Consider the following 26,525-nt stretch of genomic DNA (forward strand, 5'->3'; position numbering starts at 1 on the left):
AAAGTTTTGAATTTAAGGTTTGTACTTTGTTCCTTTTAAATCTGTTGTATTTAAATATTTTATAAAAGCTGATCTTTTTACTTAACGTTTCAGTCTGCTCAATTAATGTTTCAAATTTTTCCTGCGAAATAAAACTTCTGTCAAAAACCCATACAATTGTGATCTGGCTTCTCCACAGGAAGCTTTCGCAATAGAAAGAAATTGTATAAATTCTCTATTCCCGTTTCTTTCAAATCCTTCAGCAATATTATCCATTACAGACCCCGAAGATCCATCAATTTGATTGCTAAGTTTAAAATTATTCTTAAGGTTGGTAGATTCAATAATATGATAAATCTCGTTACATAGTTGTCGGGATAATTTCCAGATCTCTAAATCCTCAAATCTATTAATAGTCGCCATAACCTTAAACTTTAAATCTTAAACTTTGAACTAATACTTCTCTCCTAAAATTGCTCTTTTCTGTGCCATCACATATCCGTAGTGAAGGCTTTCATGCATATTATTGAAGATGATGGCATCCTGAATGCTTTTCAGATCCATTCCGAAACTTGTGGTGTACGGAGTGTAGTCTGAGAAGAAATCACTGTCATAATCCTTCATTAAAATCTTTGAAGTTTCTGTAAGTAAAAATTCTAAATCTTCCACTTCTGATTTCTGAACATTTAAGTTGGGCAAAGTCCCTTTCTTGTAGGTTTCAATCCAATACTTGTCAATACGGAAAGGATTTCCGCTCAGGTAATAGTGCAGTAGCTGTTGTGTAGCAACAGTATGAGCAATATTCCAGTAAATATTGTTGTTGAAACCATCCGGAATCAGGATCAGATCTTCGTGAGATGTGTTCTGAAGGATATCTAAAAGGTTTTTTCTTACCTGTCTGTGTGCTTGAAAATGATAATTCATTTTGCAAAATTTTTAATCACCAAAAATAGTTTAATAAACTGGAAATGACAATTTTTGAGCAGGAGATTAAAGCAAATTTTATATATTTTTATGAAAAAATCAGATCATACTATTGAGTTTTAAGACTTCAGCAGTTCTGCAAGTTGTATCAATACGGGATTTTTTAACAAACTTTAACTCAAAAATGGCATTTATTATGTTGATTAATGCAAGTATTTATCAGAAATTTACCACTTATTTTAAACCAAGCTATGTCAGAGATATATCAAGCTGAAGATATCCGCCAATTGACGGAAAAAGTAAAAGAAAAAAACTACTTATTTTCTCTTCTGAGACAGGAAATCAACAAAGTTATTATTGGACAGGAATACATGGTAGACCGTCTTTTGGTAGGGCTTTTGGGAAATGGACATGTCCTTCTTGAAGGAGTACCCGGACTGGCTAAAACCTTAGCGATAAAAACACTGGCAGATGCTGTTCATGGAGATTTTTCAAGGATTCAGTTTACCCCGGATTTGCTTCCTGCAGATGTAGTAGGAACTATGATCTTTAATATCAAAGACAACGATTTCTCTATAAAAAAAGGACCTGTATTTGCGAACTTTGTTCTGGCGGATGAGATCAACCGTGCACCGGCAAAAGTACAGTCGGCACTTCTGGAAGTGATGCAGGAAAAACAGGTGACCATTGGTGATGAAACGATGAAACTTCCAAAACCATTCCTGGTATTGGCAACACAAAACCCTATTGATCAGGAAGGAACTTATTTGCTGCCTGAGGCACAAAGCGACCGTTTTATGTTGAAGTGTACCATAGATTATCCTGCTTTTGAAGACGAAAGGCAGGTGATGAGAATGGTTTCAACATCACATCAGCCTACGGTAAAACCTGTAATATCTCTTCAGGATATTGTAGATGCAAAAGAACTGATCAACCAGATCTATCTCGACGAAAAAATTGAAAAATATATCCTGGATATGGTGTTTGCAACACGTTATCCGGAAAATTATGGTCTTTCTGAACTTAAAAATTATATCAGTTTCGGAGCTTCTCCAAGAGCATCCATCAACCTTGCAATAGCATCAAGAGCGTATGCGTTCTTAAAAGGAAGAGCATTTGTCATTCCGGAAGATGTAAAAGCATTGGCAAAAGATGTATTGAGACACAGAATGGGCTTAACCTTTGAAGCTGAAGCGGAAGAGATTTCAACTGAAGAAATTATCAATAGAATTTTAGCAAAAATCCAGGCACCATAATGAGTGATGTAATTATAAGAAAAGCGGTTCTGGAGGACTGTTCTTCCATGTTAGATTTGATAAAAGAATTGGCGGAATATGAAAAATCACTGCATGAAGTAACCGTGACTTTGGATGATTTTATTCAGGATGGTTTCGGAACTTCTCCTGTGTGGGGAGCTTTCGTGGCAGAATATGAAGGAGAAATAGTTGGAATATCCCTGTATTATGACAGATATTCAACATGGAAAGGAAGAAGGCTTTATCTTGAAGATCTGGTAGTAACTGAAAAGCTAAGAGGAAAGCAGATTGGAAAGAAATTATTTGATGCGACACTGGAATATGGCCAAACCAATAATTACAGTGGAATGGTGTTCCAGGTATTGAACTGGAATGAACCAGCCATCAATTTTTATAAAAAATACAATACAAAGTTTGATAATGAGTGGTCGAACGTATCCATTGAGTTTAAAGACTAACTCAAAACCAGGATTCCGCACCCAACATTAAACTTTGAATTTTAAACCTTGAATTTTAAATTCGTCTATGCAGATAAAAGATATTGTAAAAAAAGTAAAGCAGATTGAAATCCGTACCAGAAAAAAGACGGAGGCTGCTTTGATGGGGCAATATCACAGCGCCTTTAAAGGGCAGGGGATGACTTTCTCTGAAGTTCGTCCTTACCAGTTTGGAGATGAGATCAGAAGAATCGACTGGAATAAAACCGCACGTTTCCGAGAGCCATTTGTAAAAGTAATGGAAGAAGAAAGGGAGCTTACGATGATGATTCTTGTAGATATTTCCGCTTCCATGGATTATGGAACAAAGGTTCAACTGAAAAGAGAATATGTAGCCGAAATTGCTGCCAGTTTAGGATTTTCCGCAGCTGGCAATAATGATAAAGTAGGATTGATTTTGTTTGCTGATAAAGTATATAAGGTTATTCCTCCTCAAAAAGGAAGAAAACATATTCTTTCGATTATCAGCAATATTCTCACTGCAGATTATGTTCCGGCAGAATCTAAAATAGACAAGGCAATGGAATATATGATGGGGATTTTTAAAAGAAAATCTCTGGTATTTCTGTTTTCAGATTTTGAAGATGCCTATGATTCCAAAATGCTGAGAGTAGCTTCCAAGAAACATCAGTTGCTGGGAATGAGGATTTATGATGAAAAAGATAATGAGATTCCTGATGTCGGATATGCCCGTTTGCTTGATGTGGAAACCGGAAAAGAAATTTGGGCCAATACTTCCAGTGCGAGATGGCGCTACACCTTTGCTGAAGCTCAAAAACAAAAGCTGAGAGCTCTGGAAGAAGATTTTGCCAACAGCTCTGCCAGTTTTATGAATATCAATACCGGCTCAGATTATTCAAAATTATTGTATAATTACTTTCAGAAAAAATAACATCGGGCTGAGCTCGTAACTAAAAAAAACATAAGGCGTTTGCCTTTATTATTTTAACATTGAGAAAAATACTTTTAATATTATCTTTTCTGATCTGTGCAAATGCTTTTTCACAGATATTATCCTCTAACGTAGAAAAGAAAACCCTCGCTCTGGGAGAAATTAATCATCTTACCATAAAGATTGACAATCTTAATGAGCAGCAGGTTACTTCAGCAGCTAAGAATGAGCTGTTGCCTTTTCATTTTGAAGAAACCAAAGACAGCATCGGACAAACGGCTAACACCTATGAAAGAAAGATAGAATTTGCTGTTTTCGAAGAAGGAAAATTTACCATTCCTGAGCTGGAATTCAAAGTAGGAGATAAAATTCTTAAAACAATTCCTTATGAAATAGATGTCATTAATACGGCTCAAAAAGCGGATCAAATCAATGACATCATGAATAATAAGCAGGTGAAACTTGAACCCAAAGATTATTGGGAGCTTTACAAGTTTTATATTCTTGCAGCATTGGCAGCAATTGCACTCATTATTGCTATTATTATGTTTGTAAAATGGGGAAGAAAATCAAAGAGTTCTCCAGTAGTGGCTACCAATCAGACCTTAAAAGAACTTGATTCTCTTAAAAAGAAAAAATATATTGAAGGTGGAAACTTCCGTTCGTTTTATGTAGAACTGATCGATATTTCGAGAACTTTCATCACAAAACAATACCGCCTTCCGGCAGATGTACTTCTTACTGATGACCTTATTGAGGTCATGAAAAAAAATAATACCATCTCGCAGGATAACGAAAAAATAATAGAAGATGTTTTCCTTAGGGGAGACCTCGTGAAATTTGCCAAAACCTTCCCGGATCAGGAAACGATGGAAAGAGATTTTGCCAATATCAGAGATTTTGTGAAAAGATCATCCAAAGATCTAGAATTCGAAAACTTAAGAAAGGATGTTTAATTTTGAGTTTTACAGCCCATGGTTTTTGCTGCTTTTTCTGCTGTTTATTCCACTTTTAATTAAAGATATTGGAAGAAGCAAAAGAAAAGGTATAAAAGTTCCTACCATAAAAAATATGGACCACAGCGGGAGTATCCAGGGTGTACTTTTTTTACTGAAAATATCAAAATATATCATTCTTTCCGCATTGATTATTGCCATGGCAAGGCCGAGAACGTTTACCATTTCTCAGGACAGAGATGATACAAAAGGAGTGGATATCATGCTATCTATTGATGTTTCTCTAAGTATGCTGGCAAAGGATTTGAGTCCGGACAGAATTACCGCCCTGAAAGATATTGCCGTAAAATTTGTTCAGAAACGCCCGAATGATAGAATAGGAGTGGTAGCATATGCTGCAGAAGCTTTTACTAAAGTTCCGGTAACCTCAGATCACCAGGTTGTTATTGATGAAATTAAAAATCTGAATTCTGCAGGTCTTGAACCAGGAACTGCTATCGGGGAAGGTCTTTCCGTAGCTGTGAATCACTTGATTAAAAGCAAAGCCAAAAGTAAAGTAGTCATTTTAATGACGGATGGAGTAAGCAATATTCAGAATGCAATTCCTCCACAGGTTGCTGCTGAACTGGCAAAAAATAATAATATAAAGGTATATTCAATCGGAATCGGGACCAATGGTTACGCGCTGATGCCTACATCGCAGGACATTTTTGGAGAGCTTATCTTTACCGAAACAGAGGTGACGATTGATGAAAATACCTTGAGAGAAATAGCCCAGACAACGGGAGGTAGATATTTCAGAGCTACCTCAAACAGTAGTCTGGAAGAAGTATACAATGAGATCAACCAACTGGAAAAATCTGATGTGAAGGTTTCCAAGCTGTACAATTATGAAGAATATTTCAAAATATTCCTTTGGATTGCACTCGCTATGTTGGTGTTGGATGCATTGTTGAGATGGGTGTTTTATAAAATTTTAAGCTGATGAGTTGGTCTTTAGGAAATTATTGGTATTTATTTTTACTGTTGCTTCTGCCGCTGTTAGCTACCTTTTTGATCCGTTTTTTACAATGGAGAAATAAAAAAAGAGAAATTTTTGCGGCCAGCCAGTTTCATGAGAACTTATTTGAAAAAAGATCAGGATTTACAAAGTTTTTTCCTGCATTATATTTACTAGGGACATTATTTTTGATTTTCTCTATCATTGACCTTCTTAACGGTTCAGAAGAAGTAAAAAGTACCCAGAAACTGAATAATGTGATTTTTATGCTGGATGTATCCAATTCTATGAATGCTGAGGATATAGAACCAAGCCGTCTGACGGAAGCTAAAAATCTGATGCTGGCTACCATGAAGAAAATGAATAATGATAAGATAGGTATTGTGATTTTTGCAGGGAATGCCATGTCTATTATGCCTCTGACTACCGATTATAATTCTGCAGAAACTTATATCAGCGGTATTGAAACCAATTCTATGCAGATTCAGGGAACAGATTTTCTGAAAGGAATGCAGGCTGCTGCTGAAAAATTTAAAAATGTAAGCAAAGGATCCAGAAAAGTGATTCTGCTGAGCGATGGTGAAGATAATGAAGGAAATGATAACGCTGCCATCAGATTAGCTAATAAAGAAGGAATAAGCATTACTTCTGTAGGAGTGGGTACAGATGAAGGTGCTCCGGTTCCGGAATATGTCTTCGGACAGTTGATGGGCTATAAAACCGATGCCAACGGAGGTACCGTGATTTCAAAAAGACAGACGGAAGCATTAAAGAAAATGGCGGAATCTACAGACGGAACCTATATTGACGGAAATAATATCAATGAAGCTCCCGACAGAATTGTAGATGCAGTGAATAAAAAATCGGCAGGTGCAGAAACTATGGTGAAATCACAGAATGCCAATCATTATTATCAGTATTTTCTTGCTGTATCTCTTCTGTTTTTCTTTTTAATTTATATTTTTAATCCTAAAAAAGATTTTAATGTGTAATTCCTTTATTTATAGAAGAAATTCTACAAGTACTTTAACCGAATTTTAACAAATAAAACTCTGTTTCTTAACATATAAAGGAATAATTTTGCAAGTAATGAATACTAAAATCATATTTTTATCGTTTATTGTTGCCATTTCGTTCTCAGGCTTCATGTTTGGGCAGGAAAGCTATAAGAATTTAGTGTATGAAGGCAATCAGAAATTTGACGGTAAAGATTATGATGGAGCCTCCTCAAAATACATGGAAGCGATAAAATCCAATGATAAAGATTTTACCGCTCACTACAATATGGGGAATGCGTTGTATAAAAGTAAAAAATACGAAGAAGCAAAAGCAGAGTTTGAAAAAGCAGAAAAACTTTCACAGACACTACCCGATAAAACGGCTGCTCTTCATAATTTAGGGAATGCTTATATGCAGATGAATCAGCCGGAAAAAGCTGCCGACTATTATAAGAAAGCTTTGAAGCAGGATCCCCACAGTGAGGTAACCAGAAAAAATTATGAGATTGCCAAACTGAAAGAGAAAGAAAAACAACAGCAAAAAAACGAACAGAATAACTCAGGAAAAGGTGGTGGCGGAAATGATCAGAACAAAGGGGATGATCAGAAAGGCGACAAAGACAAAAAACAGGATCAGGGTAACGGCCCACAAAACGAAGGCAAAAGTGACCAGGGTGACAATCCTAAGCAGAATCAAAATAATGAAGGCAGAATGCCCAAGAATCTTGAAAATGCGATCTTAGATAAAATAAACGAAAAAGAAAAAGAAACCGCCAGAAGAATTTTAAACAAAAATTCTTATTCGATGCCTGAAAGCAACGAGAAAGATTGGTGATGCAGCAAAAATTGATTTACATATTGCTTACTCTGGCATCCGTAATTACTTACGGACAGGTAAATCTATCAATGGATGCAGATAAAACCGAATATGCAGGTAAGGATATCATCAATCTGACCATTGTTCTTGAACTTAACGGAAGTGACCTTGTACAGCAGACAGGTTTCCAGCTTCCGGATCTTTCAAAATTTAATATCATAGGAAGCGGATCTGTTACCAATACCGTGATTGATCCGGCTACCAATACTTTAATTACCCAGAAAGTTTCCAGAATTGCTCTTGAACCTAAGAAAAAAGGGAAAATAAAAATCGGTTCCGTTCTTGTTACCGTCAACAACAGGATCTATAAAACTGAACCTTTTGATGTCAATATCCGTGATATTGTCGACAGAAGATCTCTGGCAGCGAATACCTCCAATGATGTTTATCTGAACATGGAAATTGATGATCGGGATGTCTATCAGGATCAGCCTACTGTTGCTGTTCTGAGAGTGTATTCAAGAAATATAGATAACCTGAGAAAGGTGAAAAATATCCATCTTCCGCAACAGGATAATATCAACGTACATCCTATTAGTTTTGATAAGTCTGAGATAGACCCTTCCGGATACGGCAACATGCCTTCGCAGGTTCTTGCTATGTTTATGGTATTTCCGAATGAAGCAGGATATGTGGAAGTTCCCGGAGTATCAGCTTCAGTAAGTACTTACTCCAATAAAACAAAAATTGTTTCCAATAAAGTTAAAATCAACGTAAGAAAGCTTCCTGAAGGAGCTCCTGAATGTTTTAAAAATGCTGTTGGAAATTTTAATGTGAACGTATATAATGCTTCCAAGGAAAAACCGGAAGCAAAAAAACCTCTGAATGTGGTAGTAAAAGTTTCAGGAGAAGGTAATTTACCGGATATGGAACTTCCTAAAATTGCTGCCTCTCCGGATTATGAAGTTTTTGCCCCGAAAATTACCACTAAAGTAGCTCCGGGAACTACAGGAATGAAAGGAGAGATTCTGGCCAATTATGTGATTATTCCTAAAAAATCAGGTGTCATTTCAATTAAAACAGAACAATTCGCTTTCTTTGACCCTTCGAGTAAAGAATATGTAGATCTTGGACAGAAAACTCTGGACCTGAATGCATTTTCTCACGATCAGATTCTGGAGGCACGTTCTACCGTAGAAAAGGTTAACGAATATACCAATAATCTTCTGGAGACGGTTAATACTCCCGTATTAAAAACCACTTCATTCAAAGTAAAAGAAAAAAGCAAATTCCACTGGAATATTCTTTTGACCAATATAGCTATTCTGATCAGCTTATTTGTTGGGTATCTGCTATTTAAAAATTGGCAAAAAAAACGTACATTAGTTAGGGAAACTGTACCGTCAAAACCTTTAGGTTCAGTGGCCGAAACAGAAAAAGAGATTAGAGAATTGATGAAAACGGATATCAATGATTATTTCGGATATCTGGAAAATCTTAAGGATAACGGAGAGTATGAAAAGTTCTTTGCAACGCTGGAAGAATTGGATGAAGAAGTAAGAGGGCAGTATTTTCAAGGCTCTACTCCAGAGTTTAAGACTTTTCTTGAAAAGCACAAAGGTTCTTCGGTCGCAGAAGAATACAGTAAACTACAGCAGAAAGTTCAGATGGAAAAATACAATCCTGTGAAATCTGCTGAAGCTTTGGAAGAACTTTTGAAAACTATTGTTAATTTATATTCACAAATTAGCAAATAATCAGTTTATTTTCATATTTTTGCGAAATTTTTAATTACAAAGAGATGGAAATTTTTGATGGTTTTTCTTTTAAAGAGATTGTTACCAGCTTTATGGTTCTTTTTGCCGTGATCGATATCATCGGCTCAGTTCCTATTATCGTAAGCCTTCAGCAGAAGTTCGGACAGATTGAAGCCGGAAAGGCTGCCATTACTGCCGGAGCTATTATGATTGTTTTTCTGTTCGTAGGAAATAAGATTCTTAAGCTTATTGGAGTGGATGTAAATTCCTTCGCGATTGCCGGAGCTTTTGTGATTTTTGTCATAGCACTGGAAATGATTTTAGGAATTGAAATTAATAAAACCACCGAAGCAAAGGCTGCATCCATTGTGCCCATCGCATTTCCACTGGTTGCGGGAGCTGGAACCCTAACCACTGCACTGTCTCTTAGAGCTGAATTTCATGATATTAATATTATCTGCGGAATTATTCTTAATACAATTTTCGTATATTTGGTGCTGAAATCAGCGAAATGGCTGGAGAAGAAAATTGGGGATGCTACTTTGATGATCCTTCAGAAAGTTTTCGGAATTATCCTTTTGGCAATTTCAATTAAATTATTCACCGCAAATTTTGCCCAGTTGGTGCAGAATTATATTAATTTTTAAGAGTCATGAAGAAGTTTTATAAAGTATTTTTAGTACTGTTTATTGTATTCATCACCATCAATGTTTATGCTATCAACTGGCAAGCGACAGATATCCTTGGAGATGAAGATAACATTAGGTTTGCATTCTCAGCTGGAGCTGCTGCCATAGGTCTTATCCTGCTTTTCGTAATGGATACCTGGAGCAGAATCGGTGTAAAGAAATAAATTGAATATTTCAATATAGATATAGCCTCTTTCTTTTTGAAGGAGGTTTTTTGTTTGGTAATAGGTTGCAGGTTTTAGATAAAAGGTAGCAGGAATTAGGGATTAGGTTTGTTATAAATATTCATATCTGCTTTTCCTATTCAATAGGAGCGGGCTTTAATCCGTTTAAACAAAATATAAAACTTCAATTGGCTTTAGCCAAAACCTAATATTATCACGCAAAGTTCGCAGAAGGAGAATAAATGCATTTGAAATCGTTCGCAAAGGCGTTGCACTCAGCAAAGAAAATACATATAGATATCTGTGCAAATCTGTGCGATCTGTGGGCAAATCTAACAATATCAATCTATATTACATAAATAATTAATCTGTTTAATTCAATAAAAACGGGCTTAGCCCGTTCAAAAAAGATAAAGAGACCTAAGCTATTATTACGCAAAGCCCGCAGAAGGATAATAAATGGCTTTTAAAATCGTTCGCAAAGGCGTTGCTACTCAGCAAAGAAAATACATATAGATATCTGTGCAAATCTGTGCGATTTGTGGGCAAATCTAACATTATCAATCTATATTACATAAATAATTAATTTGTCTAATTCAATAGGAGCGGGCTTTAGCCCGTTTAAACAAAGGAAATATATTCCATTGGCTTTAGCCAAAACTTATAATTATCACAATACTCGCATAGGTTTTTATGAATGGTCGTAAAATCTTTCGCAAAGACGTTGACTCAGCAAAGAAAATACATATAGATATCTGTGCAAATCTGTGCGATCTGTGGGGAAATCTAAAAATATTAGAAAATAACCAGGTTTTTCAAAATAGCTTCAGACTTCAGCTCCGTCTCTCTCCATTCTTTTTCCGGATCACTTTGAGCTGTTATTCCACCTCCTACAAAAACATGGACTGAGTCTTTATAAAGTCTTGCACAACGTAGATTGACAAAGTACAGAATACTCTCATCCGTTTCAACCTTGATATAACCAGCATAAAATTCACGGGGAAATTTTTCATATTTACGGATATTCTCATTGCAAAAATCTTTTGGAATACCACAGACTGCAGGAGTAGGGTGCAGATCCTGAATAATTTTATCAAGATCTTCAGGTTGTATACTGGTCTTAAAATCTGTTCGTAAATGTTTGATATTACCGGAAATATGGTCATAGGTTTCCGACTGGTCTATGTGGTCAGAATAATTTGTCAGAATATTCTGAATATAATTGGTAACCGGCTTTTGTTCTTCAATTTCTTTTTCAGACCATTCCTCTGATACCGGAAGAGTTCCGGCAAGGGCCATGGTTTCAAATTCATGAGTACTTTTATTAAACTTCCCTAATACTTCCGAGAAAGCTCCCATCCAGGCATTTTTTCCATCATTAAAAAGATATCTGAAAGCATTGGGATACGATTTACATAAGTTTTTAAAACTCTCTGTATAATTCACTGTATGAAAATCTGTAAAGATCTTCCTTCTTGAATAAACAAGCTTTGGCAGATGGTTTTCTTTGATGATTTCAATGACTTGTTGTAAAGTTTGACAGTATTCTCCTTTTGTTTCAGCGGAAGAATTTGTGGTATCATCATTCAGAGCTTCATTGGTGATCAAAGTTTGATCAAATTCAGTGGGATTTATTTCAAAAATATCTCCGCTGAAGCTAATCTGGTCTGAGCCATTGTAAGAAAAAAAGTTAACTGCATTTTTAGTGTTTTTTTTGTCTGCAGACAATAATCTTTCGTCGAAAGGAAGTTTGAAATAAATCATGAGCTATGAAGGAATTTTGAAAATCAACAGCCGGAAATACTATAGAAAATTCCCAGCCTAATTTTCTTTTTTGCAAAGGTATTACTAGTCTTAAAAATGTCAAAATAAAAAGAGCTTAAATTTATTTTAAGCTCTTTAATTTTTATGTTGCAGTAAGTCTTATCTGTGAATAATATTATTCGTCATTGTGGTATGATTGATCAAAACTCCTTTTTCATCACGGATTTCAATTTCAGAAACGTGCATTGTTTTGCCTTTTCTGATAAAGCGTGCTGTAGCAGTTACAATACCATCTTTTTTGCTTCTTAAATGATTGGAATTGATATTGGTTCCCACTCCGTAATATTTTTCGCCATCGATAAAAATATTAGACAGGCTTGACCCTAAGGTTTCAGCTAAAACACAGCTTGCTCCTCCGTGCATGATTCCAAAAGGCTGGTGAGTTCTTGGCAGAACAGGCATGGTTGCGGTAAGGGTTTCATTTTCGAGATCAATATCGATGAATTTGATTTCAAGTGTTTTGGCAAGCGTTACATCGCCCCAGTTATTAATGAATGCTAATATTTCTTCTTTTGTCTGACCTTTCATAATTGATAAATGATGATTAATTTTGCTTCTAGCTTCTAGCTTCTAGCTTCTAGCTTCTAGCTTCTAGCTTCTAGCTTCTAGCTTCTGACTCAGTTCCCATAATATTAGGATTCCAGTTTTCCGGGACTTTAGGAACAATGTCATTTTTGACATAATAGTCCTGAATTTCCTGCATGATTTCTGAAAAAGGGACTGATGCAATTCTTTCATAAGGAATGGTGTAGCCCAGGTAAACAATTTTTCTTTTAAAATCACCTGCTGCCAGCACAATAGGAACTTTTGCAGCCAAAGCCATATGATAGAATCCTTTTCTCCATTTCGGTACCCAGCTTCTGGTTCCTTCCGGAGTAATCACAAGACTGAAATCTTCTTTAGAGAACTGATTGGCTACGAAATTTACAAGATCATTTTTCTGGCTTCTGTCGATCCCGATACCTCCAAGTCCTTTTACGATACTACCATACCAGGCTTTGGTATGTGCATCTTTAATGATAATTTTTAAAGGTTTCTCCAAAGACCAATAGGCGAAATTTCCTAAAATGTATTCCATATTATGGGTATGTGGTGCTACCACCAGGATACACCTGTTCAGATTGTTGACATCGCCCTGTAGAACGACTTTCCAACCTAATACTTTTAACATTGCTTTGCCTAACAGCTTTTTCATAGATTTCTTGGATTAAAAACAAAAAAGTATAACCAAACTTTGGTTATACTTTACAAATATATTGAAATATTATTGCTCTTAAAACAAACCGCTAATTAAATCTACGATTTTCATTACGAATTCCATTGCAAATTGTATCATGATAAGGCTGTGTTTTTGATTGGTTGGTTATTAAATTTTAGCTTTACGAAATTAAAACTTTTTTTTCACATAAGAAACTAAATGAGGTTTTATTTTCACTTTTCTGAGAGAAGAAGGGTGTGAATTTCAAACGGTTGCCATCCACCCACACCTCCTACCACTCTCTGAAGTTAATTATTTAGTTTGTATGGAAATTTCGTTTTTTCCGTCTTTGATTTTGATGTCCATATCTTTATTTGATTTTTTGATAGTAGACACTGCAGAATCAATTACTTTCTTTGCCTGGTTGTTCGGAACTTTTTTACCGTTTACAATGATGCTGTCTTTGTCATCTGAGTTGTATTCGATGCTGGAACCGTTTACCGTAATTTTATTTTTTTCAATTCGGACATTGTTATGGTCTTCATTGCTGTCCTGATCTTCATCATTGATCCCGTCTCCGTCTAAATCTCCGTCCATGTGAATACGGTCTTTATTCATAGAGATCACCACTGCTTTTTGCGGAACTACAAGTTCATAATCTAGGCTGTAATCTCTGAATCTGTGCTCGTATGGATATTTGATATAGTTGGGAAGTAATATTTTGTTATTTACCACTTCTACAGGAACCGTAAGCTGAATAGGGAAGTTATATCCTTTTCCTTCTTTTTTAATAATCAGATAAGGGGTTTTGATATCTGGTTTTCTGGTTACATCTACAGAAATATAATCTTCTTCATACACTGTTCTTTTATCAGAATAAATATCATTGTTGTACCCTTTGAAATTCTGGGGAATGTTGATCTGTTTTACATCTACATACACGGTATCTGAAGTGGTGTTGATGGCAACATTTTCTACATCTTCCTTGCTTCCTCTGTAGATCATGTCTTTCTTAGCCATGCTGATTCCGAAGTAAGTTCCAAGTCCGATCAAAAGAAGGAATAAACCACCTACAACCCATCCGATATTTCTCAGTTTTGTTTTCGGAGAGAAGATCTTGATGCTTAATAAGCTGAAAAGAATTGCCGGGATTAAACTTCCGATCACCATCATCGCTGCCAGTACTTTATCAAGTCCCTGATCGTCCATATAGAATCTGATTTCATTAGCTCCGGGGAAATCTGTATCCATCCCGAAAAGACCGAATAAAACAAATACTCCTATTATGCTTCCTACCGCCATCAATACGAAGAATCCTCCTACGATATACTTGAATACATTCCAGATTCCGCTGCTTGCGTTGTTGATATATGGCTTGTTTTCGTTGTATATTTCTCCGACCCTCTGAGTAGATTCATTGGCAAACTGTACCAATTTATTAGACTCATTCTTAAGATTGTCGAAGTTCATAGGCTTTCCCTGCATTTTCAGGAAATCTGCTGCTGTTTCAGCTTTTGGAAGTACGATCCAAAGGATTACATATAAAAGACCTATTAATGAAGAGGAGATTGCTGCTGTAAAAATTCCTAGTACGAAGATTCCCAGCCAAATTGCTCTCATGGTAGTAATATCCATTCCTACATATTGAGCTAAACCTGCACAAACCCCTGCTACTTTTTGTTTTTCCGGATCACGGAACAATTGTTTTTTATCGGTATAGTTGGATCCAGAATATTGTTTTCTGGAAGATGTTTTTTCAGAAAAATAAGCTTCTTCCTGTTCTTCGATTTTTTCAGGACTTCCGATTTGTGCGATTACCTTTTCTACATCGGTATCGTTGATCACTTCACGTTTTCCTAAAGAATCTTTGAAAATCTCCACCATTCTTATTTCTATGTCATGCATTACTTCATCAGCCTCAGAAGCATCCAGAGAGCTTCTCAGTGCATTCAGGTAATCGCTGAGCTTTATATATGCGTGTTCTTCTATGGTAAAAGAAAAACCTGCGAGTCCTATTGAGAGTGTCTTGTTCATAGCTTTGTTTTTTAATTTTGTTGGGTGATTTGGTTTACTGAGGCTGTCAGTTCATTCCATGTATTGAGTAGTTCATCCAGGAAAAGTTTTCCTTTTTCTGTGATCTGATAATATTTTCTGGGTGGTCCTCCTGTAGATTCTTCCCATCTGTAAGAGAGAAACTCTCCGTTTTTAAGTCTTGTAAGAAGAGGGTAGAGGGTCCCTTCCACTACATCCAGTTTTCCTTTTTTCAGTTCGTCAATAAGATCAGAAACATACATTTCGCGATTATTGATGAGACTTAGAATACAGAATTCCAGAATTCCTTTTCGCATTTGCGCTTTGGTATTTTCGGTATTCATCTTTGATAAGTTTTGTTAATTAGTTATATTTTTAGAAAAATGCCCCTAGCTAGCTGAGCCTATTCTAATTTTACATTACAAAGATATGTAAATAAAATGGTATTATGCAATACAAAGTAGTGAAATTTTTAAAATAAATTGTTTAAAATGTTGAAAATCAATATAATAATTTTAATCATCAATTTTGAGTCAAACGGATTTTAGAAGAAAATGTCTGAGAATTTTTAAATTTTTACATAGAATTTTGAAAATTGGAGAGAAAAAATGATCTTTTATCACTTATCACTTATCACTTATCACTTATCATTTATCACTTATCACTCATGTTCTAGCCCCGATAGCAGCGGTTACCCCACAGCAGCTATGGCTTTAGGCAGGCGCGAGGAGTAAGAGCGGATAGCGGGAGACAGCTCCTTATTATGAATAGGCTTTTATTGAAAAGGTAATTCTGCCAGATAATGAGACCGGTGTTTTGATATCGGTATTATGATTCGTATTTTTGTTAGCAATAAAAAACACCTAAATCATTTACTAGTACCATGAATATTTTGAATAAGTACAAGCACTTATCGTCATTCCTTTTATTGGGTCCCTTATATTTCGGACAGTATCAGTTTGAGGTTAAAAATGTATCAAAAAGTTATGATGCCGTCATCCAGATAGAAGATTGTTACGACGACAGATGCGGAGGAAAGGGAACGGTGGAGCTGTTTGATCATAAAAACAGCAAGGTACAGACTTTTGTCTCAGAGGATCTGGTTTTATATACAGAACAAGGTCAAAAGCCGATCCAGGGGAAATTGATCCCCCTTTTGAAAGATCAACGGGCTGTGATTATAGATGACTTTAATTTTGATGGAACGGAAGATGTTGCGGTAAGGAACGGAAATATGGGAAATTACAGCGGGGCATCTTATGACGTATATGTCTTCAACAAAACAAGAATGGGGTTTGTAAAAAGCGATGAACTTACAGAACTGGGTTCAAACGGCCTGGATATCTTTGATGTTGATACCCATCATAAACGTCTTATTTCCTATGGGAAATCCGGGTGCTGTGATTTTTTTACCACAGAATATGCTGTAATTCCGAATAAAGGGCTGGAAAAGGTCCTCGAAAAACAAGAGGATATGAGTATTGAAGGTAGTGTAAAAGTAATCACTAAAGAAAAAATAAATAATAAATGGATTACCAAAACAAAGGTATATCCGTCTGATCAATATAACAGAAATAAGAAGTAAAATGAAAATTCAGAAAGAGATCGATTTTATTCTGGCAGTAGATGCGCTTAAAAATGTACAACGACGAAACTATAATGCGGATGATTCCCGAAGAGAGAATACGGCGGAACATTCCTGGCAGATTATTATTCTGGCTCAAATCCTTTATCCTTATGCTAAAAACCGTGCAGATATAGATTTGCTAAGGGTGATAAGAATGCTTTCTATCCACGATCTTGTAGAGATTGAGGCCGGAGATACTTTTATTTTTGATGAAAAAGCCATGGTAGGAAAGTTTGAAAGAGAGAAAGCTTCTGCTCAGAAAATCTTTGGAATTCTGGATGAACCTTTGCGTACTGAATTTTTTAATTTATGGCTGGAGTTTGAAGATGAGAAAACACCAGACGCTATTTTTGCGTGTGGGATCGACAGAATCATGCCGTTTATCTTAAATTCTCATACTACCGGAAAAAGCTGGACTGAAGCCGCAGTAACGGAAAGGCAAATCCGAAATATGCTTGAAAATGCAATCAGCAGAGCATCCGATGAAATGGGGGAGGCTTTTGAACTTTTATTGACTAAAAGTCTGGAAACAGAAAAAGTACTGAAGTAATTTCAATGAAAAATATATAAAGTTTCGGGCGGCCAAAGGCCGCCCGAAATTTTATTTATAGTATCTGGATTGGTTTCTTGAATTCGTCAATCGCAACAAAAGTAAAATCACCTATAATTGCTTTTTCTCTTTCATAGGAGTACATCTGTTCGGTGTAAATCTCAACATTTACTTTCATACTGGTTTTTCCCACGTATGAAACTTTCCCGATCAGTTCCACAATGGTTCCGGCAGGAATAGGCTTTTTGAAATCGATCTTATCGCTGCTTACCGTTACCACTCTTTTTCTGGCAAAACGGGTTGCGGTGATAAAAGCTACCTCATCCATCAGCTGCATTGCAGTACCTCCAAAAAGGGTATCGTAATGATTGGTGGTGTTGGGGAAAACCGCTTTAAAGATTCTGGTTTCGGATGCTTCAATTCTTTCTTCTGTAGTCATATATCATTATTAATTAAAGCGATAGGAAATGATTGGAAACAACAGAATAATGACAGGAACTTATAGAATTCCTGAAACAATCCATCAGATCAATACAACTTCAAATCGCGAAAGTTACATGTTTAAGAAAAAGGCAGGTCTCCTGACTTGTAACATCATTTATCTCCTTCCCATGCCTCGCACAGTGGATCTTTGATAAAGACTTCAGTTACTTTACAGTTGCGCGACAGTCCGTGATTTTCACACGGTTCCCTTTTAATCTGCAGTGATGCAGAACCAATTTCTGTGATGAATAAGCGTAAAAACTTTTCGAATGCAAAAATAATGAATTTATTCCGGATTATGATAAATAATCTGGCTGATTACTCTTCCTTTCTTAATCGTCCAGAGTGTAGTATATCTGTTTTCTCCTGAACCGTTGATCATATAAAGGAAAATATTATCATTGTCAAGGGAAGTTACTCCAATGTTCTCAAAATCCATGGTAGGCTGGAACATATTTTTGATAGCTTCTCTTACAAAAACAGATCCTCTTCCGGGCTGCTGGACTCTTATGGATTTGATTTCGGTCATTCCTTCAGGAAGATCATTCCCGATTCCCCATGGTTTTACTTTATCAATGGTAAGAATTTTTCCTTCCGCATCTTTTTCCTTTTTACGGTATCCTGCATTGGAAGGATAAATATCAATCACCACTTTGCTTCTTTGGGCAGTAGGAATCTTAGGGTCAGAATTGTCGGTGAAAATAAGGGATTTTCCGTTTTTAGATTTAGATGGAGTGTAGGCAGGAAGCTGGTCCACATAAGCAATACGTCCTTTATTCACCATTCCTTCTTTATCAAGAGTTTCATACCGTACAAAAGGTTTGTCGTCATCCTGTTTCTCCGGATATTTGATCCAGATCCATTCTGTTTCTCCGGGAGCCGGTTTTACATAAACAAATACATCTCCTTTACGCATACGGATCTTGTCAACAATTTTTCGGTAATCGTCTTTATGTACACGTACATTGGCATATCCTTCTTCAGCTTTTACAACTCCAAAAGGAACTTTAGTCTGCCCTTTTACAAAGGCAATAGATAAAATACTGAAAGCTGATAAATAGAATGCTTTATTTATGAAAGTCATCATGAAAATTTTTTGATCCCTCAAATATATAAATTAAATGCTTTTCGGAAGATAATTATACCGTTGCAGTTCTTTTAAATCTTGTATTTGTTTCAGATAGCCTTCACGAAGAAGATATATACGGTCTGAAATATCGAGAACTTCCTGATAATTATGATCAGAAATAATGAATCCCTTATTCGTAGACTGTTCAATGATTGCTGCTTTCAATGCTGCAGAAATTTTCGGAGAAAGACTGTGGAAGGGTTCATCCAATAAAACAAAATCAGCTTCAGAATAAATGATCATTAAAGCTTCAATGACTCTCTGCTCACCTCTGGAAAGATTTTTAGGTTTCTCTGACAAAAAAGGACGGATCAGATCTGAAGTTAATAGAAGATCCGTATTTTTCTTATTGCAAAAAAGAGGAATTAAGCTTTTAATGGTATTGTATTTCGGCAAGAAAATATCCTGTGGCAGGTAAGCAATTCTGTTTTTTCTATCGGAAATGCTTTTCAGAACTTTGTCATTGTATCTTATAAACTGGGTATCACTACTGACAGTTCCAAAAATAATTTTTAATAATGTTGATTTTCCAATACCATTTCTGCCCAGAATTCCAATTATCTGTCCGGTTTCACATCCTAAATAAATATCCTGCAGGATATTATTATCGTTAAAAGACTTGGTGATGCTGTCAATATGAAGCTTACTCATAAAATTCCTGTTATTATTTTTACAATCACACAGACAGATACCGTGAATCCCCAAAGGAAACTTCTGGAAAATCCTAAATTGGCATAAAAGTAATATTCATTTTTAAACCGGAGTTCATAGATAAAATAATGAAGGACAGGAGAAATCAAAAGAAAACTCAATCCAAAGTTCTCAATACTGAAAGAGGATAAACAAGAAGCCAATAAAGAAAATATCAAGGTGGGAATTATTATTTTTTTATAAAAAATCCAGAGAGTAGAAATACTTTTGAACATATATTAAAAGCATGAAGTTTCTGTGTGTTTTACACTTTATTCTCAAATATATTAAAAAATACAATGCTGTATGGAGAAAGTCTAAGCTATATTTGAAAAAATACCCTATTTTTCAAGGAAATTTTAAAACTAATAAACATGACCAAAAAACTACTTTTTGTATTCTCTTTTATGTTGGGAATTTCAAGCCTTCAGGCAACCCACAAAATAGAAGAAGAACCCCAATCTTTATTGTATTGTGATACCAATGCTCCAACAGGGCTTCAGATGTCGAATATAACGCTTACCACGGGAACAGTTACCTGGACTGCAGATCCCAATACACCCAATAACAGGATCAGATATAGAATACCGGGAACTACTACATGGATGGCTGCTGATGTTGCCCCAGGACAAAATTCTTTCACAATTACAGGTTTGCAACCTTGTACAACATATGAAGTACAGGTAGTGAAAGTATGTACGACACAGGGATTATGGTCTAATCCTATATTTTTTACCACTACCATTAATTATTGTGCAAGTGCTTCTACAGATACCACGATGATGCATATTTCCAATGTGACTGTAAATTCTACAGGAGTTACCTCTCCAATGGTAAGCGATTCCGGACCTTCCAATTATATAGATTACAGAAGTGACCTAAGCCGTAGAGTTAAGTTTTTTATAGGAACTACAGGAAATAAGCTTTCAGTAACCAATACCTGGACGGGAACTCCAGGTACAACAACAGTAACGGCGTGGATTGATCTTAATGCCAACGGAATTTTTGAATCCAACGAAAGAGTGATGGTCGCCAATAATGTCACTCAGGCAGCACCGGCTGTATCTGTGTTTACTATTCCAAGTCTGGCAGCAGTGACACTATGTGGTGTTACCATGAGGGTTATTTCCAGTCAAACAATACCTTTAGATGCCTGCAGTACATTTACCTATGGGGAAGTTGAAGATTATGGAGTAGATTTGATCAATCTCACCCTTGGAGTGGAAGAATCAGGAAAGTCTGTAAAACCTGAAATTTATCCTAACCCTGCCTCTGATGTCTTAAATATTTCAGGAATTTCAGAAGCAGCGGATTATGAAATTTACAATGCTGTAGGACAGAAAATTAACGGAGGAAAAGTTTCAGATCATCATGTAAACCTTAATCATTTGTCAAAAGGAGTTTATTTTATCCAGCTGAAAGATAAAGAAAAGGTAACCCGATTAAAATTTATTAAGAAATAACATAAGAATGAATGGTCTTAAACTATCTCTATTTTAACCGAAATTTTGATTAAATTTGGGAGGAATACCAAACTATATAATCATGATCAAAAAAATGTTTATGCTATTTCTTTTGTCAATTATTTCATTTTATCAATGCAATGTATTGAAAATCAAAGAAAATCCAGTTTCATTATTATTGCCACCTGCAAATGTTATTATAACAGATATAACTCCTACCAGTGCCACTATTTCCTGGACTCCTCAAATAGGAACAGGAAGTATGGTTGTTTATAAAAAAGTGGGAGAAACAAGTTCAAATAGCACATATACTACAAGTACTTCGATGACAATCTCTAGTTTGACACAGTGTACAACTTATGAAGTAAAAATACAATATGTACAAGCAGGCGGAGGATATTCAGTACCTATTACTTTTACAACACCAATGTGGTACTGTATTGAAAATTCTACTGCTACAATTACCCCTTATCTATATGCATCTAATGTTACACTTAATGCAACTGATTTGCCGCAGATGACTAGTAATTCAACAGGAACAAAAGCTTACGCAAATTTCCGCTCGGATCCCACTCGTAAAGTAAAATTGGTGCGCGGAAGCAGTAATAATACTATTTCTGTTACTAAAGCGGGACCTGCTACTCAAAATCCCACTACGATAGGGATTTGGATTGATTACAATGGAGATAGGGCTTTTGATCCTTCTAGTGAAAGAATACTATATTCAAGTAATAGTACAGATATGAATCCTACAGCTACTTTTAATGTGCCTCTACAAGCCGGACAAGTAGATTGTAAGGTAGCGATGAGGGTAATATCTAATACTACACCTTATTTTACGAATTGTGGTCCTACAAATGAAATACAGGATTATGAAGTTGAATTTCTTGATGCTTCAAGTTTAGCAATAGAAGAACCTATGGGAAAGAGCAAAGAAATTACAATTTCTCCCAATCCTGCCTCTGATGTTTTAAATATCTCCGGAATTTCAGAAGCAGCGGATTATGAAATTTACAATGCTGCAGGACAGAAAATTAACGGAGGAAAAGTTTCAGATCATCATGTAAACCTTAACCATTTGTCAAAAGGAGTTTATTTTATCCAGCTGAAAGATAAAGAAAAGGTAACCCGATTAAAATTTATTAAGAAATAAAAAAGAGAGAGTACCTTCTGGTGCTCTCTCTTTGTATTTGCGTTAAATTAATTTTTTATTTATTAAATTCTCTCAAGTTCATCCGCATCAATTGTGGTCTTGAAAGTTCCGTAATTGACAATTACTTTGTTTCTGGAAATTTTTTCAATGGTTCCCACACTGGTGCTTCCGGTAATACGAACACGTTGTCCGATTTTCATCCACACAGCACGGTCGGTTTTGCGTTTCTCTTCCAGTTTTTCATTGGTCTCAGCAATTTTTTCAATAACCTCTTCCTTTTTCAGCTGTTGAGTGATTTTTCTCTTAACAACCTGCAGGCGTTTGGTTTCGTCCTTGTCACTGCCCAGTTTTCTGAATTTCTCCTGTTCAAGAAGTTTTACAAAGTCTTTTACAACATCCTTCCTGGATTTACCTTTGGTATAGCTGTCAATGAATGTTTCAATCTTATTCCCGAACTGTAGTTTGCGGTGTTCCTCTTCATATAATTTCTGGAAATTGAACAGTTTCTGCTGAAGCTGCTCATTCAGTTTCTGAAGGTTATCACGTTTATCTTCTACAGACTCTTTCCTTTCTGCGAGATCAGATTTCAGTTTTTCAACCTCAAATTTTTCCTGCTGCAGTTTTACAATCGTTTTATCAAGATTAACAATATCATGCTCTACTTTTTTCTTCGCAGAATGGATAATGAATCTCGGAATTTTATTCTTTTCTGCAACTTCAAAAGTAAATGAACTTCCTGCCTGTCCCACTTCCAGCTTATACATCGGTTCCAGTGTTTCTTCATTGAAAAGCATAGCTGCATTCTGGGCATTGGGAAGCTGCTCTATTACCAGTTTAATATTGGTATAATGCGTCGTGATGATGGCGAAACTCTTTTTGTCATAGAAAAACTCCATAAAACTTTCTGCCAGCGCACCTCCAAGCTCCGGATCAGAACCTGTCCCGAACTCATCAATAAGCAGAAGTGTATTGGCATCAGCTTCACGAATGATTCCGGACATTTTCTTCAACCTCGATGAATAGGTGGATAAATGATTTTCAATGGACTGGTTGTCCCCGATATCAGTCATGATCTTCTCAAAGAAAAACATTTCAGACTTAGGGTGAACCGGAACCAGAATACCACTCTGAATCATCAGTTGTAATAATCCAACCGTTTTCAGGGTAATCGATTTTCCGCCCGCATTCGGACCGGAAATACAGATAATCCTGTTATGTTCTGTTAAGGTAAGTGTTTGAGGGTGAATGGTTTTGTTTTCGACCTTGTTTCTTAACCATAAAAGAGGATGATAAGCATCTTTTAATCTCAGCGTTTTATGATGGTTGATTTTTGGAAGAACTCCGTTAATCAATTCACCAAATTTGGCTTTTGCTCTCGTAAGGTCAAGGTCAAAAATATAAACCTGATATCTCCATAGCTGAGGTTGAAATTCGGCCAGTTCTGCAGTAAGTTTACGGAGAACTTTATCAATTTCTTTTTTTTCTTCCTCTTCATTTTCACGCAGCTTGAAATAATGTTTTACCACACTGTCCGGCTGAATATACGTGATGGAACCTGTCTTGGAAATTCCTAATGTTCTTCCCGCAACCCTTTTTTTGAATCCTGATTTTACAGCCAGAACCCTTTGGTCGTCAATAATCGTTTCTCTGATATCATCCAGAAAGTCACTCTGTCCATACGTGGTAAGCGCACGGTTGAAATTTTCCTGAATCGCCTTTTTAGCAAGCTGAATTTCAGTTCTTATCCCTTTCAGAGCGGGAGAAGCTTCGTTTTTTACTTCACCAAAACGGTTAAAAACCTTATCTACCTTCTCAATGATCTCTTTTCTGAATTCCAGTACAGAAGCTTCTTCCAATAAAGTAGGAAAGGTTTCCGGCATGGTAGGGAAGAACTTCTGGAGTCTTCCGATCTGTTCCGTGATGGTTTTTATTTTGATGAAAGCAGCATTTTCCAGACGGTAATTCTCAATCAGCATCAATTTCAGCTCACTTTCAATATCTTCATATTCATCAAACGGAATCGCATTTGAACTTTCAAAACTCGACAGATATTCTGAGGTTTTTTTTAATGAAAGTTCCGCCTCGTCAATTTCCATCGGACGAAGTTGAAGAATTTTTTCTCTTGTTTTCGGAGAATACGCAAATGGGGAGATTTCCGCGAGCAATTGCGGAAACTCTAATTCGTCTAAATCTTCTTTATCTATATACACAGTGCAAATTTAGTGAGAATTTTGATTATTACGTATATCTGAGAGATTTACAGAATAAATTACCTGTGAATTTGATGATGATAGAGTACTTTTTTTATTAAAAATTTTAAAACTTCAAAAAAGATCAATTTTTTTAACGCAAAGTTTTTATTACTAAACCTTATCCCTTTAAGGAAGCAAAGAGTGGAATCAATACATTGATTCTTTCTGAGCGGTTCGGTCATTCTTCCACTTCATCAGCGATTTAGTCGTATTTCTTCGCTCACTTAAAATGAGTAATAAAATGCAATAGCCTTTGTATTTATATACATGTATGCTATTCTTTTTATTACATTTGAGATGTGAAACTAGAAACCTCAAGATTGATTTTAAAGGGAATCAATGAAAGTAATACGGAAGATATTTTAAAAATCCGAAGCAATCCGGAAGTCAATAAATTTGTGAAAAGAGTTTCACCAAAGACCAATTATGATGCACTTCAGTTTATTTTGACGATTAAGCAAAGAACTCAAAATAATCAAACGGTCTATTGGGGGATTTCTTTAAAAGATCGGTCTCATCTTATCGGAACCATCTGTCTCTGGAATTTTTCTGAAGACCGGAAAACAGCAGAAGTCGGCTATGAGCTATTACCAGAGTATCACAGGCAGGGAATTATGTCTGAAGCATTGAATGCGGTAGTAGAGTATGGGTTTAACGAACTCCATTTACAGAAAATTGTAGCCATTACCAATACATTCAATGAAAATTCAAAAGGACTTCTTTTAAAACATCATTTTATTTTGCAGGAAGGAAAAAAAGATGAAGGATTTCCGGATAATATTATTTTTAGTTTGAAAAGACTATAATAAGATCTTTAACGTGAGAGATTGTAGCATTATGGATAGTGTTTTTTCATTTTTAGGAAATATTTCATACTTGCAAGGTGAAGAAGCAGGATTTTGTAATTAAAAATTCCTAGTATCTTAATAATCTGTTATTAATCTCTTTTTCATGATTGCTGTCCAATTTTTCGTATATGCTGATTGAAAGAAAAGTGAAGATATTTAAAAGTATAATGGAGGCTCTTATTTTATTTTAATATTATTATTTTTGCACTATGACCTGGACAGAAATTTTAGCCCCGATAAAGAGTACGGAATACTTTACTACCCTTTGGGAGAAAGTGAAGAATGAATATGCAACAACCAAAGTTTTTCCACCCAAAAATCAGATTTTCAGAGCATTGGAACTTACAGCTTTTGATGATGTTGAAGTGGTGATTATTGGCCAGGATCCTTACCATAATGATTATCAGGCGAATGGTTTGTGTTTCTCTGTTTCTGAGCAGGTTGCAGCACCGCCATCACTAAAGAATATTTTTATTGAGCTAAAAGATGATCTGGGAGTGGTAAGAACTTCCAAAGAACTTGATGACTGGGGAAAACAGGGCGTTTTATTACTGAATGCTACGTTAACGGTTCGTGCCCATACACCGAACTCTCATAAAGACCTTGGCTGGGAAAAGTTCACAAATTTTATTATTAAGGAAATTTCAGATAAAAAAGAGAATGTGGTTTTTGTTTTATGGGGCGCTTTTGCACAAAAAAAAGCCGAACTCATAGATCCGGCTAAACATTTTATTATTAAATCGGCACACCCTTCACCTTTTTCTGTGTACAGAGGTTTTTTTGGAAGCAAGCCTTTCTCAAAAATTAATGAATATCTTGTTTCCAAAGGGAAGAAGCCTATTTCCTGGTAGAATCAGCAGATTGATCTGCTTTTTTTATCGTAATTCCGATTTTATATTTTCCGGCTAATGCTTTTGCCCCATCCTGCGATTTTGGATAAGGAGCAATGTCCTGTAATGTAATAGTGTATCCGTTGAATTCTGTCGACTGTTGATAATTTCTTGCCGGATAATCTGCGCTGGCTAGGTTCAGAATCATCGGTCGGGTAGAAGTTCCCATTACTTCCACCTGAGCAAGAGCAACACCGGCCCATATACATTGGGCTCCTTCAGGACAACGGCTGTCTTCAGAAACTCCTTTGAATGTCACATTCATCTGGTATTCTCTTAAAAACTTATTTTCTCCTTCAGTCAGATAAATAACGCCGTCTTTCTGATGATCAGAGCCTGTTGTTTTTGTACCTGTGGACATTTCAGTAGCTTTTGTATTAATCTTGGATTTCTTTTGGGCATCGCATCCTGTTAATGCAAATATTCCCAGACTGAGTATGACAATTTTATGGAACATA

The 26,525-nt window shown here is 36.0% G+C and carries 27 protein-coding genes, 1 pseudogene and 1 riboswitch; of the genes and pseudogenes, 16 read left to right on the forward strand and 12 right to left on the reverse strand.

Going from position 1 to position 26,525, the window contains the following annotated elements; translation table 11 throughout:
- Nucleotides 1–12 precede the first annotated feature (12 nt).
- Nucleotides 13–402 (reverse strand): annotated as a pseudogene (locus DDF69_RS00720) (four helix bundle protein).
- Nucleotides 403–432: 30 nt separating this feature from the next.
- On the reverse strand, nucleotides 433–903 hold the full coding sequence (locus DDF69_RS00725) for a DinB family protein (RefSeq protein ID WP_002977558.1): 471 nt from the start codon (nucleotides 901–903) through the stop codon (nucleotides 433–435).
- Between the two features lie 251 nt (nucleotides 904–1,154).
- Here DDF69_RS00725 and DDF69_RS00730 point away from each other — a divergent pair, with 251 nt between their 5' ends.
- The 10 genes from DDF69_RS00730 to DDF69_RS00775 all read left to right on the forward strand — a co-directional run bounded on the left by DDF69_RS00730 (nucleotide 1,155) and on the right by DDF69_RS00775 (nucleotide 9,929).
- Entirely contained in the window at nucleotides 1,155–2,159 is a 1,005-nt protein-coding gene (locus DDF69_RS00730) for an AAA family ATPase (RefSeq protein WP_079243966.1), read from the forward strand.
- A complete protein-coding gene (locus tag DDF69_RS00735) occupies nucleotides 2,159–2,617 on the forward strand; it encodes a GNAT family N-acetyltransferase (protein WP_114819093.1) in 459 nt (152 codons plus the stop codon). Before DDF69_RS00730 ends, DDF69_RS00735 begins: the two co-directional genes overlap by 1 nt.
- 67 nt (nucleotides 2,618–2,684) lie before the next feature.
- Nucleotides 2,685–3,548 (forward strand): DUF58 domain-containing protein, encoded by an 864-nt coding sequence (locus DDF69_RS00740; RefSeq protein WP_076597442.1) that lies wholly within the window; start codon nucleotides 2,685–2,687, stop codon nucleotides 3,546–3,548.
- 59 nt (nucleotides 3,549–3,607) lie between these two features.
- Complete coding sequence (locus tag DDF69_RS00745) at nucleotides 3,608–4,504, forward strand: BatD family protein (RefSeq protein ID WP_114819094.1); 897 nt, start codon at nucleotides 3,608–3,610, stop codon at nucleotides 4,502–4,504.
- On the forward strand, nucleotides 4,497–5,489 hold the full coding sequence (locus DDF69_RS00750; protein ID WP_114819095.1) for a VWA domain-containing protein: 993 nt from the start codon (nucleotides 4,497–4,499) through the stop codon (nucleotides 5,487–5,489). The genes DDF69_RS00745 and DDF69_RS00750 overlap by 8 nt, the downstream gene beginning before the upstream one ends.
- Complete coding sequence (locus DDF69_RS00755) at nucleotides 5,489–6,496, forward strand: vWA domain-containing protein (protein ID WP_114819096.1); 1,008 nt, start codon at nucleotides 5,489–5,491, stop codon at nucleotides 6,494–6,496. Before DDF69_RS00750 ends, DDF69_RS00755 begins: the two co-directional genes overlap by 1 nt.
- A gap of 97 nt (nucleotides 6,497–6,593) precedes the next feature.
- Complete coding sequence (locus DDF69_RS00760) at nucleotides 6,594–7,337, forward strand: tetratricopeptide repeat protein (protein WP_052187114.1); 744 nt, start codon at nucleotides 6,594–6,596, stop codon at nucleotides 7,335–7,337.
- 11 nt (nucleotides 7,338–7,348) lie between these two features.
- Nucleotides 7,349–9,076, forward strand: a complete 1,728-nt coding sequence (locus DDF69_RS00765) for a BatD family protein (RefSeq protein ID WP_228411895.1) — start codon at nucleotides 7,349–7,351, stop codon at nucleotides 9,074–9,076.
- A 44-nt stretch (nucleotides 9,077–9,120) separates the two neighbouring features.
- Nucleotides 9,121–9,723: a MarC family protein gene (locus DDF69_RS00770; RefSeq protein WP_062674416.1), complete on the forward strand. Its 603-nt coding sequence runs from the start codon at nucleotides 9,121–9,123 to the stop codon at nucleotides 9,721–9,723.
- A gap of 5 nt (nucleotides 9,724–9,728) precedes the next feature.
- Nucleotides 9,729–9,929, forward strand: coding sequence for a hypothetical protein (locus DDF69_RS00775; RefSeq protein WP_114819098.1), 201 nt, complete (start codon nucleotides 9,729–9,731; stop codon nucleotides 9,927–9,929).
- A 795-nt stretch (nucleotides 9,930–10,724) separates the two neighbouring features.
- Here the strand turns inward: DDF69_RS00775 and DDF69_RS00780 are convergent.
- The 5 genes from DDF69_RS00780 to DDF69_RS00800 form a co-directional block, all read right to left on the reverse strand.
- Entirely contained in the window at nucleotides 10,725–11,693 is a 969-nt protein-coding gene (locus DDF69_RS00780) for a chorismate-binding protein (protein ID WP_114819099.1), read from the reverse strand.
- A 159-nt stretch (nucleotides 11,694–11,852) separates the two neighbouring features.
- Entirely contained in the window at nucleotides 11,853–12,281 is a 429-nt protein-coding gene (locus DDF69_RS00785) for a PaaI family thioesterase (RefSeq protein ID WP_002977570.1), read from the reverse strand.
- Between the two features lie 70 nt (nucleotides 12,282–12,351).
- Nucleotides 12,352–12,948, reverse strand: coding sequence for a 1-acyl-sn-glycerol-3-phosphate acyltransferase (locus tag DDF69_RS00790; protein WP_114819100.1), 597 nt, complete (start codon nucleotides 12,946–12,948; stop codon nucleotides 12,352–12,354).
- Between the two features lie 315 nt (nucleotides 12,949–13,263).
- On the reverse strand, nucleotides 13,264–14,985 hold the full coding sequence (locus DDF69_RS00795; protein ID WP_114819101.1) for a PspC domain-containing protein: 1,722 nt from the start codon (nucleotides 14,983–14,985) through the stop codon (nucleotides 13,264–13,266).
- A gap of 11 nt (nucleotides 14,986–14,996) precedes the next feature.
- Nucleotides 14,997–15,326: a PadR family transcriptional regulator gene (locus DDF69_RS00800; RefSeq protein ID WP_002977573.1), complete on the reverse strand. Its 330-nt coding sequence runs from the start codon at nucleotides 15,324–15,326 to the stop codon at nucleotides 14,997–14,999.
- Nucleotides 15,327–15,865: 539 nt separating this feature from the next.
- On the opposite strand from DDF69_RS00800, the gene DDF69_RS00805 reads away from it, so the two are divergent.
- Together DDF69_RS00805 and DDF69_RS00810 are read left to right on the forward strand one after the other, a co-directional pair.
- Nucleotides 15,866–16,567, forward strand: a complete 702-nt coding sequence (locus DDF69_RS00805; RefSeq protein WP_162800843.1) for an XAC2610-related protein — start codon at nucleotides 15,866–15,868, stop codon at nucleotides 16,565–16,567.
- Between the two features lies 1 nt (nucleotide 16,568).
- Nucleotides 16,569–17,159 (forward strand): HD domain-containing protein, encoded by a 591-nt coding sequence (locus DDF69_RS00810; protein WP_114819103.1) that lies wholly within the window; start codon nucleotides 16,569–16,571, stop codon nucleotides 17,157–17,159.
- Between the two features lie 55 nt (nucleotides 17,160–17,214).
- Here DDF69_RS00810 and DDF69_RS00815 read toward each other — a convergent pair whose 3' ends face one another.
- The 3 genes from DDF69_RS00815 to DDF69_RS00825 all read right to left on the reverse strand — a co-directional run bounded on the left by DDF69_RS00815 (nucleotide 17,215) and on the right by DDF69_RS00825 (nucleotide 19,422).
- Nucleotides 17,215–17,598 (reverse strand): acyl-CoA thioesterase, encoded by a 384-nt coding sequence (locus DDF69_RS00815; RefSeq protein WP_034699813.1) that lies wholly within the window; start codon nucleotides 17,596–17,598, stop codon nucleotides 17,215–17,217.
- Between the two features lie 114 nt (nucleotides 17,599–17,712).
- Nucleotides 17,713–17,894: riboswitch (cobalamin riboswitch) on the reverse strand.
- Nucleotides 17,895–17,928: 34 nt separating this feature from the next.
- Entirely contained in the window at nucleotides 17,929–18,729 is an 801-nt protein-coding gene (locus DDF69_RS00820) for a hypothetical protein (protein ID WP_079242699.1), read from the reverse strand.
- A gap of 30 nt (nucleotides 18,730–18,759) precedes the next feature.
- Nucleotides 18,760–19,422 carry an ATP-binding cassette domain-containing protein gene (locus tag DDF69_RS00825; RefSeq protein WP_114819104.1) on the reverse strand — a complete coding sequence of 221 codons (663 nt, stop codon included), beginning with the start codon at nucleotides 19,420–19,422 and terminating at the stop codon, nucleotides 18,760–18,762.
- 413 nt (nucleotides 19,423–19,835) lie between these two features.
- Between DDF69_RS00825 and DDF69_RS00835 the strand changes: the two genes are divergently transcribed.
- Nucleotides 19,836–20,924: a GEVED domain-containing protein gene (locus tag DDF69_RS00835; RefSeq protein WP_114819106.1), complete on the forward strand. Its 1,089-nt coding sequence runs from the start codon at nucleotides 19,836–19,838 to the stop codon at nucleotides 20,922–20,924.
- 82 nt (nucleotides 20,925–21,006) lie between these two features.
- A complete protein-coding gene (locus tag DDF69_RS00840; protein ID WP_114819107.1) occupies nucleotides 21,007–22,077 on the forward strand; it encodes a T9SS type A sorting domain-containing protein in 1,071 nt (356 codons plus the stop codon).
- Between the two features lie 62 nt (nucleotides 22,078–22,139).
- Here the strand turns inward: DDF69_RS00840 and DDF69_RS00845 are convergent, their stop codons facing one another.
- A complete protein-coding gene (locus tag DDF69_RS00845) occupies nucleotides 22,140–24,287 on the reverse strand; it encodes an endonuclease MutS2 (protein WP_114819108.1) in 2,148 nt (715 codons plus the stop codon).
- Between the two features lie 341 nt (nucleotides 24,288–24,628).
- Between DDF69_RS00845 and DDF69_RS00850 the strand changes: the two genes are divergently transcribed.
- Complete coding sequence (locus tag DDF69_RS00850) at nucleotides 24,629–25,135, forward strand: GNAT family N-acetyltransferase (protein WP_114819109.1); 507 nt, start codon at nucleotides 24,629–24,631, stop codon at nucleotides 25,133–25,135.
- A gap of 251 nt (nucleotides 25,136–25,386) precedes the next feature.
- Nucleotides 25,387–26,028 (forward strand): uracil-DNA glycosylase, encoded by a 642-nt coding sequence (locus DDF69_RS00855; RefSeq protein WP_034699835.1) that lies wholly within the window; start codon nucleotides 25,387–25,389, stop codon nucleotides 26,026–26,028.
- Here DDF69_RS00855 and DDF69_RS00860 read toward each other — a convergent pair.
- Nucleotides 26,015–26,524 carry a hypothetical protein gene (locus DDF69_RS00860; RefSeq protein WP_114819110.1) on the reverse strand — a complete coding sequence of 170 codons (510 nt, stop codon included), beginning with the start codon at nucleotides 26,522–26,524 and terminating at the stop codon, nucleotides 26,015–26,017. The two genes, DDF69_RS00855 and DDF69_RS00860, sit on opposite strands and share 14 nt — an antisense overlap.
- Nucleotide 26,525: the final 1 nt, after the last annotated feature.

The organism is Chryseobacterium sp. KLBC 52 (assembly GCF_003347605.1).
Taxonomy (GTDB): domain Bacteria; phylum Bacteroidota; class Bacteroidia; order Flavobacteriales; family Weeksellaceae; genus Chryseobacterium.